At 29.6% G+C, this 12,124-nt stretch carries 11 protein-coding genes; 7 read left to right on the top strand and 4 right to left on the bottom strand.

The genetic code is table 4. The features are described 5' to 3' along the window. Nucleotides 1-139 precede the first annotated feature (139 nt). The 3 genes from NPA13_RS00960 to NPA13_RS00950 form a co-directional block, all read right to left on the bottom strand. Complete coding sequence (locus NPA13_RS00960) at nucleotides 140-1,120, bottom strand: bifunctional oligoribonuclease/PAP phosphatase NrnA (RefSeq protein WP_257089471.1); 981 nt, start codon at nucleotides 1,118-1,120, stop codon at nucleotides 140-142. A 2-nt stretch (nucleotides 1,121-1,122) separates the two neighbouring features. After that, on the bottom strand, nucleotides 1,123-2,088 hold the full coding sequence (locus tag NPA13_RS00955) for a bifunctional oligoribonuclease/PAP phosphatase NrnA (protein WP_257089469.1): 966 nt from the start codon (nucleotides 2,086-2,088) through the stop codon (nucleotides 1,123-1,125). A gap of 182 nt (nucleotides 2,089-2,270) precedes the next feature. Continuing rightward, nucleotides 2,271-3,419: a LacI family DNA-binding transcriptional regulator gene (locus NPA13_RS00950; RefSeq protein ID WP_257089467.1), complete on the bottom strand. Its 1,149-nt coding sequence runs from the start codon at nucleotides 3,417-3,419 to the stop codon at nucleotides 2,271-2,273. Between the two features lie 208 nt (nucleotides 3,420-3,627). Between NPA13_RS00950 and gltX the strand changes: the two genes are divergently transcribed. The 7 genes from gltX (at nucleotide 3,628) to NPA13_RS00915 (ending at nucleotide 10,365) form a co-directional block, all read left to right on the top strand. Then, nucleotides 3,628-5,046 (top strand): glutamate--tRNA ligase, encoded by a 1,419-nt coding sequence (gene gltX / locus NPA13_RS00945; protein WP_257089465.1) that lies wholly within the window; start codon nucleotides 3,628-3,630, stop codon nucleotides 5,044-5,046. Then, complete coding sequence (locus tag NPA13_RS00940) at nucleotides 5,036-5,443, top strand: hypothetical protein (RefSeq protein WP_257089463.1); 408 nt, start codon at nucleotides 5,036-5,038, stop codon at nucleotides 5,441-5,443. The genes gltX and NPA13_RS00940 overlap by 11 nt, the downstream gene beginning before the upstream one ends. A 167-nt stretch (nucleotides 5,444-5,610) precedes the next feature. Continuing rightward, a complete protein-coding gene (locus NPA13_RS00935) occupies nucleotides 5,611-6,042 on the top strand; it encodes a ribosome assembly cofactor RimP (RefSeq protein ID WP_257089461.1) in 432 nt (143 codons plus the stop codon). 20 nt (nucleotides 6,043-6,062) lie between these two features. Further along, nucleotides 6,063-7,787, top strand: a complete 1,725-nt coding sequence (locus NPA13_RS00930; RefSeq protein WP_257089459.1) for a NusA N-terminal domain-containing protein — start codon at nucleotides 6,063-6,065, stop codon at nucleotides 7,785-7,787. Beyond that, entirely contained in the window at nucleotides 7,774-8,052 is a 279-nt protein-coding gene (locus NPA13_RS00925; protein ID WP_257089457.1) for a YlxR family protein, read from the top strand. The genes NPA13_RS00930 and NPA13_RS00925 overlap by 14 nt, the downstream gene beginning before the upstream one ends. Further along, nucleotides 8,045-9,850, top strand: coding sequence for a translation initiation factor IF-2 (infB, locus tag NPA13_RS00920; RefSeq protein WP_257089455.1), 1,806 nt, complete (start codon nucleotides 8,045-8,047; stop codon nucleotides 9,848-9,850). The genes NPA13_RS00925 and infB overlap by 8 nt, the downstream gene beginning before the upstream one ends. An 8-nt stretch (nucleotides 9,851-9,858) precedes the next feature. After that, complete coding sequence (locus NPA13_RS00915; RefSeq protein ID WP_257089453.1) at nucleotides 9,859-10,365, top strand: adenine phosphoribosyltransferase; 507 nt, start codon at nucleotides 9,859-9,861, stop codon at nucleotides 10,363-10,365. A gap of 51 nt (nucleotides 10,366-10,416) precedes the next feature. Here NPA13_RS00915 and aspS read toward each other — a convergent pair whose 3' ends face one another. Continuing rightward, nucleotides 10,417-12,123, bottom strand: coding sequence for an aspartate--tRNA ligase (gene aspS / locus NPA13_RS00910; protein ID WP_257089451.1), 1,707 nt, complete (start codon nucleotides 12,121-12,123; stop codon nucleotides 10,417-10,419). Nucleotide 12,124: the final 1 nt, after the last annotated feature.

Here is a 12,124-nt window from a genome sequence, read left to right as displayed (position 1 = left end):
GTTTCTAATTTCAATAATCTAATAAATTAAAATGAACTTTTACACTAGTGCTCTAGGTTTAAAAGTTGAATTCGATTTCTCTAAATTAAAAATAAATAAAAAATTCCATACATTAATTTGTGTATGGAATAAATTTATATTAAGCTTTAGTTTGTTCTTCTCTTCATCTAGCTACTTCAGCAGCACAATCATCAATAACTTGTTCAACTGAATTAAGTGAGTCAATAATAGCACCTGAGGCTCTTTCGTGTCCTCCACCACCTCATTTAACGGCAACATTTCTAACAATTGGTCCATTTGATCTAAATTCAACTCTAACTTTTCCGTTTTCTTCTTCTGTGAATTGAACTCACATTGGGAACCCATCGATGTTAGCGATTGAATTTACTCTAATTGATTGTTGTGGTGTTTTACCAAATTCATTTGTTGTTTTTAAATCGTTTTGAATGTAAGCTACACCATCTCTTGTTTTTAATGTTGTCATTAATCAAGCACTGTATTTTAAGTCGTCTAATGTAACTTTAGCTAAATTTGAGTGGATAAAGTCTTGTTGTAATCCAGCTTCATATAATTTAGCAGCTAAATTTAATGTTCTAGCTGTAGTGTTATTGAATAAGAATCTTCCTGAGTCTGTGTTGATTCCTAAATATAAGAAGTTAGCAGCTTTTTGTGTGATTTTTCAGTTGTTTACAACCGCGATTTCTGTAATCATTTCATCAGCTGCAATATATGATGAATCAACTCATCTAATACATTTTTCGCCTAAATCATCATCATTTGGGTGGTGGTCAATTCTAATAACTTGAGCAAATAAGTCTTTGTCTAAAACTTCTCTATATTCAATTCTGTCTTTGAAGTTTGCATCTACAACAACTCCTAAAGCATTTTTTAAAAATTCATCTGATGGAATTTCATCCATTTTGATATCTAAGAATGAGAATGAACCTTTTGAATCACCTATTGCATAAACTTTTTTATTTGGGAAGTTTGTTTCAAGTAATTCTTTTAATCCAAATTGTGAACCTAAACAGTCTCCATCTGGACGAATGTGGTGAAAAATAACGATGTTATCGTATTTTTCTAATTGTTCAGTAACTAATTTTAAATTACCAATAACCATAATTATTTAGCCTCTCAATCAACGATAGCTTGGTTTAAGTCGGCTAAAACGTCTTTAACTTGGTCTCAAGATTGAAGAGTAATTCCGGCAGCGTTATCATGTCCTCCACCACCATATTTGTTAGCAACTAAGTTAACTAATGGTCCATTTGAACGTAATCTTCCTCTAACTGTTCCATCTTCAAGTTGAATGAATAATGCTCAACAAGAGTTGTCTTCAATATTAGCTAATTCATTTACGTATTGAGCAGCTTCGAATGAATCCATATCATATTTCTTTAATGTTTCTGCATCAATTTCGTAGTAAAGAACTCTTCCTTCTTTTTTGAATCCATTTAAAATGTGTCCAACAAATTTAAGTTGTTTGAATGTTCTTTTTGAAAGTTCTTTTAAGATGAATGATGGGTGGAATCCTGTTTCCATTAAGAATGCTACTAATTTGTGTGTTCTAGCTGATGTGTCAGGGTATAAAAATCTTCCTGAGTCTGTGTTGATTCCTAGGTAAATGTGTGATGCAGCTTTTTGTGTAACTGTTCATCCTGCATCAAATGCAATTTGAGCAATCATTTCAGCAGCTGCAACATAGTGTTCATCGATTCAGTTGTAATCGTAATCGATGTCAGCTGAGTTAGGGTGGTGATCAATTCTTAATTTAGCTGTTGTCTTGTTTTCATATAATAAGTTTGCGCATTCAATTCTGTTTCCACTTGAAGCATCAACTACAATTCCTAATGAGTTTGTAAAGTCAATTTTTTCAATCTCATCAAAGTGGTAACCCATAAAGTCAAATAAGTGTAAGTTATCCCCTACTGTGTAAACATTTTTGTTAGGGTAGTTTGTTCTAATTAATTCTGCAAGCCCAGCTTGTGAACCTAAACAGTCTCCATCTGGACGAATGTGGTGAAAAATAACAATATTGTCATATTTTTCAATAGCATCAATTGCTACTTTTGAATTTCCTATAACCATAATAATTTTCCTTTCTTAATAGTGATTTTTTTAATTTAAATTAAATATTTCTAAATTATATAGCATTTAATTTTTATTAACATAACTTTCAAGATACTCTCATAGGTCTTAAAATCTTTATTTTCATTATTCAAATTGTTAGATTAAAAAAATAGATGCAATTTGATGTTGCATCTGAAATCTTAAGATGTTTTTTCACTTAATTCACTAATTAATTTAAGTTTAATAACTGCTGTTTGTGGATTTTTTGATGAAAGTTGTTTTGTAATCATTGATTCAATTATCACTCCCATATATGGATAGTCCACAAAAATCTTATCAACATAAACACCTAAACTATCGTAAATTGATTGGTAACCAATGTCACTAATTCTAAAGTGTTTTGAAGCATACATGTTAATTGAAATAAACGAATCGTGAGTCGAACAAATAATATTTGAAACATTATTTGTATTTGCAAAAGCAATAATTTCTTTAACTTCTTCTTTATTTTTCTTAGCGCTGATTGGATATCTCACATAAGTTATACTATATTCTGAACAAGCTTCTTTGAATCCTGAAATTCTCTGGAATTTTTGATAATCAGATAACTTTTGGTCTTCTAAGAAAATAATTTTGTTTGAGTTTCTCCCTCTTGGGACTCTTCTAATAAATGATTTTGTAAGTTTGTAAAATGCTTCTCTATCATCTGGAACAACTCAAGAAACACCATCAACTTTGTGTCCATAAACTAAGACAGCAACATCCTTGATGGTTTTAAGGAAATCAAATAATTCTAGATTTTCTTCACTAAGAAATACAACGATTGATTTTGGTTTTCATAATAAAAGATATTTTAAAGTTTCAATATATTCATCAGCTGTTGGTACAGTGTAAAATGTAACAACTCTTCTATTATTTTTTGATGCACCAGCAATAATTCCTGAAATAATGTTTTGAATATAACTTTGACCATAAAGAGGGCAGATAACAAAAATTGAGCTTACTTGAACTTTATTAATTCTACTTCTCGGATTAGGAACATAATCATATTCCTTTATAATTTCTTCAATTTTTCTTCTATTATCTTTAGAAACATAACCATCATTATAGAAACGACTAATTGTAGCAACTGAAACACCTGTAAGTTTTGAAATCTTTTGATATGTTATCGGTTTTCTCGAAACTCTTTTACCAAGTCTACCAGGCATTTTTACTTCGATTGAGTCATCTAATATTTCTAACGCTTGCTCATGGTGGTTTTCTAAAAGTCTAGGATCTAATTCTTCGTTAAACTGCCTTTTGCTCTTTTTATATTTATCATTAATCATATAATTTAGATTTGATTTCATATTTAAATTATATGAAATTCTAAAATTAATTATTTTATATAAAAAAACAAAAATTTCAAAGACTTTTTTGTGCTTTTTAAAACTTTTACACCTAGAGCACTATGGTAAAAGTTTGAAAATAGCATTTTTTATCAAGTTTTTTAATTGCAAGAATATTGTTTTATAATTTTATAACTTTAATATTCAGCTAAAAAGGAGCTATTTTACTATGAGCAAAAAAATCAGAACACGTTATGCACCGAGCCCAACAGGATACTTACACATCGGTGGAGCTAGAACAGCTTTATTTTGTTATTTATTTGCTAAACATTTTGATGGTGATTTTGTTTTCAGACTTGAGGACACAGACGTTAAACGTAATGTTCCAGGTGGTGAAGAATCACAATTAAATAACTTAGCTTGATTAGGAATTATTCCAGATGAATCTCCATTAAATCCAAATCCAAAATGTGGTAAATACAGACAAAGTCAAAAGTTAGATAGATACAATGAAGTTTTAAATGAACTTTTACAAAAAGGTCTCGCATATAAAGCTTACGACTCATCTGAAGAATTAGAAGCTCAAAAATTAGAATCAGATGCTAAAGGTATTCCAAGTTTTAGATACGACAGAAACTGATTAAAAATTTCTGACGAAGAAAAACAAAAAAGAGATGCTAATGGCGAATATTCATACCGTTTAGTTATGCCTAAAAATCACACTTTAGCTTGAAATGATATTGTTAGAGGTGAAATTTCATTCAACTCTGATGAAATAGCTGATTGAGTTATTTTTAAATCAGATGGGTATCCAACTTACAACTTTGCAGTAGTAGTAGATGACCACGATATGGAAATTTCACACATCTTACGTGGAGAAGAGCACATTGGAAACACACCTAAACAACTTGTTTTATATGAATACTTAAATTGAGAAAAACCACAATTTGGACATATGACAATTATTACAAATATGGAAGGTAAAAAACTTTCAAAACGTGATATTGAAACAAAACAATTTATCGAAGATTACAAAAATGAAGGATATATGCCTGAAGGTATTTTCAACTTCTTATCATTATTAGGATGAACAGCTGCTGATGCATCTGAATTAATGAGCAAAGAAGAAATCATTGCTAAATTTGATCCACAAAGATTATCTAAGTCACCTTCAAAATTTGATGTTTCAAAAATGGATTGATTCTCAAAACAATACTTAAAAAATACAAACAATCAAAAATTAATTGAGTTAATGAATTTAGGAAACTCAAATTTAGATTCAGAATGATTAAATATTTTTGTTGACACATTTAAAGCTAGCTCTGTAACAGTTTCGGAATTAAAAACTCACTTAAATTCATATTTAAATCCTGAATACTCAAAAACCGAATTCAATGAAGCTGAATTAAATACAGTCAAAGAATTTGCAAATAACTTCAAAAAACTTGCAGCTGGTGTCTTTACAATTGCAAATATTCAAGAAGCAATTAATTTAACCTCTTCAAATTTAAATGTTAAAGGTAAAAACTTATTTATGCCAATTCGTCTTGCTGCAACAGGAATTGCTCACGGACCTGAATTAGCAAAAGCTATTTGATTATTTGGAAAAGAATTAATTTTAGAAAGACTTAAAGAATATGAAAATTAATTTTAAATCAATTATTAAGGTTCCTACAAATGACGAACCTCAGGTTATTGAATTTTTAGCACAACTTGATTTGTATAACAAAACTGAAGATGGTGTTATTGAACTTAAATTCAATGAACCTAAATACAATGAAACAAATAGAATTGACATTTCAGAAAATGAAGTTAATATTTACACAAACTTAACAACTGTATGTGTAAAGAAAAATGAAGGGGGTAATGCAAGCATTTCGGTAGTTGACCCTTCAACACAGAAAAAATTTGAAATTAATTTAAAAACTGTATGTAAAAACTTCTTCACATCAATTAATGAATTTAACTTTCAATATGACTTATTCACATACGAAAATGATGAAGTTTTAACATCAATTAATATGACATTAGAACTTTATGAATAATACAAAAAATACTTTTATGCCTTATTCATTAGCATAAAAATCACTACATATAATAAATACTATTAAAATAATATGGTATTATTTATGTACAACGTTAATTATATTTAGAGGTAAGAGAAAGGAGTTGCGAAAGCAGCTCTTTCTATTTACATTTTTATAGGAGTAAAATGTTTGATGAAAAGATTTTAAAAGAGCAATTTTCTAAAGTTTTATCAGCAAAAATGGAACACGATCCTCTTTTAGGAAAAACACTAGAAGTAGTGGTTGATTATAGAAGTTTGGATGAAGTTAACAAACTTGGAAAAGAAATTTCTGCATTTTTAGAGACACAAAAATGATTTACTGATGATATAAATTTAGCAGTATTATCAAAAGGAACAGACCTTAAAATTTCAATGGAAATGTTAGATCAATACATTGATAAATATATTGAAGTCAAAACTCAAAAAAGTTTTGAAGGACAAAATAATTTTGTAATTAAATTAACTGAAGTTCAACCAGATCACATAGTGGGTAAATGAAATAAAAAAGGCCAAATTAGAGCAATTAAATTAGATCTTTCTAATATAAACGAAATTGAAGAATATATTAAGTTTTAACAAAAATAAAGGAGTAAATTATGGCAAAAGCTAAAAATAAAACACAAGTTGATGTTGAAAGTCAACAACTATTTAAATATATTGAACTTCAAGCAGAAGGTCTAAACTCTCCATTTGAAGAAGTTTTAGAATTATTTAGATCAGAAACTCAAAAAGCAATTACTAAACAAGTTGACCCTAATGCTGAAATTCAATTTGAAGTAGACTTTGATAATAAAGCTGTAAATATGTTCAACTTAAACGGTGAAGTTATTGAAGATGAAGAAATTTCAGAAGATGATGAACCTCAAGTTTTAAGTGAAGATGATGCATTAGCTAAAATCTACACAATTCAACTTTCAGAAGCTAGAAAAAACGATTCAAATGTTCAAGTTGATGATGTAGTTAGAATTCAATTTAAGTTTGCTGGATTATCAGACAAATTAAGAAGGGCAATCACAAGTGGTGTTAAACAATCTTTAAACTTAACAAACAAATCAAAAGTTGTTGAAAAATATTCAAAAATGATTGGACAAAAAGTTCCTGCAGTTGTTTTAAAACACTTATCTAACAACTCATACAATGTTATGTTAGAAGATAAACAAACAGCTTTCTTACCTGGAGCTAAAAAGCCTAAGAACTTAAAATTAAACTTAGGTCAAAAAATTATGGTTTATGTTGATTCAATTAATCCTGAATCAAGATTAAGCATTGTTACAGTTTCATTAAACTCAACAGAAGAATTAGTTGAAATTTTAAGAAACGAAATTCCAGAAATCAAATCAGGTGAAATTGTTATTAAAGACATTAAAAGAGTACCTGGAGAAAGATCTAAAGTTTCATTTGCACTTAAAGATCAAGAGAGTGATCAAATTAATTTAGTTGGTTCAATTACAGGACAATTTGCTTCAAGAATTCAATCAGTTGTTACTGAATTAGATGGTGAAAAAATTGACGTTATTGTTTACTCACCAGACACACTTGAATATGTTAAAAATGCTATTGCTCCTGGTAAAGCAGTTGATATTAAATGAGCTGATGAAGAAAGAAGAAAAGTTTATGCAATTGTTAAACCAAGCGATGCATCAGTTGTTATTGGAAAACAAGGAATTAACATTGAACTTGCTTCTAAATTAACAGGAACAAGAATTGAAGTATTAACAACTGAAGAAGCACTTGTAAAAGGAATTAAATTCAAAAATGATTATGTTCACGATGTGCACTACTTCAACACAACTCAACCAAAAGTAAATGCAAGTAAAAAACAATCAAAAACAAATTCAATGCTTAAAAACATTGATATGTACATTGATACAGACTCATTATTTGAAGACTTTAACAACAATATTTACACAGAATTAGAAACAGAAACAGTTGTGGAAGAACCAAAGCAAAAAGCAGAAGAAGCTAAAAAACCTGCAACTAGCGAAGTTAAAACTAAGAAAAATAAAGCAGAAGAAATTAACAATATTTTTGAAGAAGAATCTTCAAACATCGAAAAACTTCTTAACTCATTAGATGAATACAGTTTCGTTGACGAAATCGACAAATACAATGACGAATTCACAGATGAAGTTGAAGATGAAACTCTTGATGAAGAAGCTGAAAACGCTAAAAAAGAAGAGAAAAACAGAAAAATGCTTAATGAATTTAAGAGAACTAAAAATCAACTTAAAGACTTTAAAGTGGATGATGACCTTACAAACTATGGATTATCAAACGTAAAACTTGATTTAGATGACTTAAATTCAGATGACTGAGATTAAAACAGTTTTTCGTAAGTGTATTGCGACAAATCAAGTTTTACCAGTTGATGAACTCACTAGATTCAGTTACGATAAAGAAAATAACTTATTAGTTTTAGACTTACATAAAAACAAAAAACATAGAGGTGCTTATTTTGTTGCAAGTTTAGAAAACTGACAAAAAATAAGAAAAACAAAAGCTTTAAATAGAACATATAAAACTAACATATCTGATGAACAATATGATTCATTAGAAAATGAACTTAAGGAGGTGTTATATGGCTAAAAAACAAAACAGAATTTCGAACGTAAATGAAATTAAAGAGCAATTGCAAACAACAAAAACTGAATTAAAAGATGGTGTATTTATTTTCACTGAAAAAATGTCAATTGCTGATTTTGCACAAAAAATCGGAGTACCTGCTACAGAAATTATCAAAAAATTCTTTATGCAAGGTAAAATGTACAACCTTAACACACTTTTAGATGAAGAACAAATTGCTGAAATGGCAATTGAATATGGATATGACTTCAGAAAAGAAACAAACATTAATGGTTCAAACTTCCTTGATGAAGTTCAATTTAAAGATGATCCAAAAGATTTAGTTAAAAGATCTCCAATCATCACTGTTATGGGGCACGTTGACCACGGTAAAACTACATTAATTGACAAAATCAGAAACTCAAACATCGTTTCAACAGAAAGCAGTGGAATTACACAACATACAGGTGCTTACCAAATTTGTCACAAAGGTCAAAAAATCACTTTCCTAGATACACCTGGACACCAAGCATTCACACAAATGCGTGCTAGAGGTGCTAAAGTTACTGATATTGTTGTTTTAGTTGTTGCAGCTGATGATGGGGTTATGCCTCAAACAAAAGAAGCTATTGAACACGCTAAAGCAGCAAATGTTCCAATGATTGTTTTTGTTAACAAAATGGATAAACCTAACAAAGACCTTGACAGAATTAAGGGTGAATTAGCTGAAAATGATGTTCTTATTGAAGAATATGGTGGAGATGTTCAAATCGTTTATGGTTCAGCACTTAAAGGTGAAGGACTTACAGAATTATTTGATGCTATTATGTTATTAAGCGAAATTTTAGACTTAAAAGCAAATCCAAAAAGATATCCAATGGGAACAATTATCGAATCACGTGTTGACAAAGGAGTTGGGGTTGTTTCTACAATTATTGTTGAAACAGGAACATTACACAAAGGAGACTTCTTAATTGCTGGTTCAAAATACGGAAGAGTTAGAATGATTACTGATTCTAATGGAAACCAAATTGAAGCAGTCGAACCGGGAGCACCAGCAATTATTTCAGGTCTTAACTATGCACCTGATGCTGGGGATAAATTTGTTGGATTCAATGATGAAAAATTCGCCAAGAAATTAGCTCAAGAAAAAGCTACAGCTGATCGTATGGATTTACTTCACTCAAAAACTATTACAGATCAAAATATTGATGGTAAAAAAATTATCAACGTCATTATTAAATCAGACGTTTACGGTACTTCTCAAGCTATAAAAGATCAAATTGATGGTTTAGAAAATGAAGATGCTATTGTAAAAGTTATCTCAGCAGCAGTTGGAAACGTTAATGATACAGACTTACTTTTAGCTAAAGCGTCAAATGCAGTTATTTTTGTATTTAACTTGAGAGTTTCACAAAATATTAAACAAAATGCAGCTGCATCAAACGTTACTGTTATTTCTCACGATGTTATTTACAAAATTATCGAAGATGTTCAAGGTATGCTTGATGGAGAAAAAGCGCCCATCTATGAAGAACAAAAAATTGGAGAAGGTCACATTATTCAAATTTTCTTCTACTCAAAAGTTGGAAACATCGCTGGTACAATGTTAGATGAAGGTGTTGTAAGATCTAACTGTAAAGTTAAAGTTTACCGTAAAGGAAAACTTATTCACGAAGGTGTTATTGACTCACTTAAACGTGAGAAAAATGACGTTAAAGAAGTTCTTAAAGGTAAAAACTTCGGAACACACATCAAAGGATTTAATGATATTGAAGCAGATGATATCCTTGAATTCTATGAAGATGTAAGAGTTAACTAATAATTATTATGAAAAATCTTAGAAATTTAATTACTGATATTCCTAATTTCCCTAAACAAGGAATTGTATTCAAAGATATAACACCACTATTAGCTAATCCTGATGCATTTACCTATGTCATAGACAAAATGGCACAATTATGCAAAGAAGCAGACATCATTGTAGCACCTGATGCAAGAGGATTTATCTTCGGAACTCCTGTTGCTTATAAACTTAATAAACCGTTTGTAATGGTTAGAAAGAAAGGTAAACTACCAGGTCCTACAATTCCTCAAAAGTATGACTTAGAATATGGTGACAATACTTTAGAAATTCAAGATAAAATTCTAAAACCAGGTCAAAAAGCAATCATTATTGATGATGTTTTAGCAACTGGTGGAACTACAAAAGCTATTATTGATTTACTTCAATCTCAAGGTGTAAAAGTTCTTGCTAATGTTGTTTTAATGGTCTTAGACGAACTTGATGGATACAAGAAAATCAGTAAACTAATTGATGTAAAATCAATTCTATAAATTGCAAAATAAAAATACTAGACTTACGAAATCTAGTATTTTTTTACATCACTATTTAGACTTGACTTCAAGGAATAATTCTGTTAATTGCTCTGAATCAACACTTGAAGGAGCTTGGGTCATAAGGTCTTCATTTTTTGAATTTTTAGGGAATGCAATAACATCTCTAATAGTTTTTTGGTTAGCTAAAATCATAATTAATCTATCGATTCCAAGACCAATACCACAGTGTGGTGGGACTCCATATTCAAAAGCTTTTAAGAAAAATCCGAATTTGTTTTGTTGCTCTTCTTTTGATAGATTGATCATTTCAAACATTTTAGTTTGAACTTCTTCATCATAAATTCTAGCTGAACCTGAACCTAATTCAAACCCATTAAGAACTAAGTCGTAACTTTTTGCTCTAATTTTTTCTTTAGGTAATTTATCTAAATCTTCTAATGGATTATCGAATTGAGTGAATGGATGGTGAGCTGCTGCTCATTTTCCTGTTTCTTCATCATATTCGAACATAGGTCAGTCAATAATTCATTTGAAGTTATATTCATCTCTAGCTCATCCATATCAAGAATTAAGTTCAACTCTTAATGCTCCTAAAGCTTGTGAAGCGTTTTCAAATTTATCAGCACAAATCAAGTATGTTCCTTCACCAAATTGTGAAATTAATTCTTGTACATCTGCTGGATTTAATTTTTGGGCAAAGTTTGTTTCTACTAATTCTTTATTTTCATTAACAACCAAGTAGAATAATGCTTTAACTTTGTTTTTCTTAGCTATTTCTTCAAGTTTCTTGTATTCTTTTTTGTTAATTTTTTCTACAAAATGAAGCAATCTAATTGAAGGAGCTGATGTTATGATGCTAAAATCACTATTTTTAGCAAATTCAGGAATATCAACAATTTTGTTTTCAAATCTAAAGTCAGGTTTGTCTGATCCATAATCTCTAATACAGTCATCAAATCTTACTCTATCAAAAGGAACTTTGATATCAACATTCATAACTTTTTTCATAAAGTGTTTGAATAAACCTTCAATGTATGATTGGAAGCTAGGAACGTCCATAAAACTTACTTCGATATCTAATTGTGTGAATTCAGGCTGTCTATCTTTACGTGAGTCTTCATCTCTGAAGCATCTTGCTATTTGGTAGTATTTTTCAAATCCTGAAATCATTAATAATTGTTTGAATAATTGAGGACTTTGTGGAAGTGCATAAAATGCATTTTCTTTATTACGTGTAGGGACTAAAAAGTCTCTAGCTCCCTCTGGTGTTGCTTTAGATAAAATTGGTGTTTCGATTTCTGTGAATTCTTGAGATTGTAAGTATTCTCTAATTGCAAAAATTACATCATTACGTAATTTAATGTTATTTTGCATCACATTTCTACGTAAGTCTAAGAATTTATATTCAAGTCTTAATTCTTCTTTAACTTCAATGTCATCTCTAATTTGGAATGGTAATTGTTCTTTAGATGATGATAAAACTTTGTATTCATCAACTAAAATTTCAATATCTCCTGTAGGTAAGTCAGGATTTCTATCTTTTCTTTCACAAACTGTTCCGGTTACTTCTAAAACAGATTCTTTTGTGAATGAAATAGGTGTTTTAAATACTAATTGTGTAATTCCAAATTTGTCACGTAAGTCAACGAAGTTTAATTCACCAAATCTACGTTTGTTAGCTACTCACCCGTATAAAGTAACAACTTGTCCAACATTTTCTAATCTTAATTGATTATTTTTAATTGTTTTTTTCATA

The organism is Mycoplasma sp. 2045, from assembly GCF_024582715.1.
In the GTDB taxonomy this organism is placed as follows: Bacteria; Bacillota_I; Bacilli_A; order Mycoplasmatales; family Metamycoplasmataceae; genus Mycoplasmopsis.
This window is presented reverse-complemented; position numbering and strand designations above follow the sequence as displayed.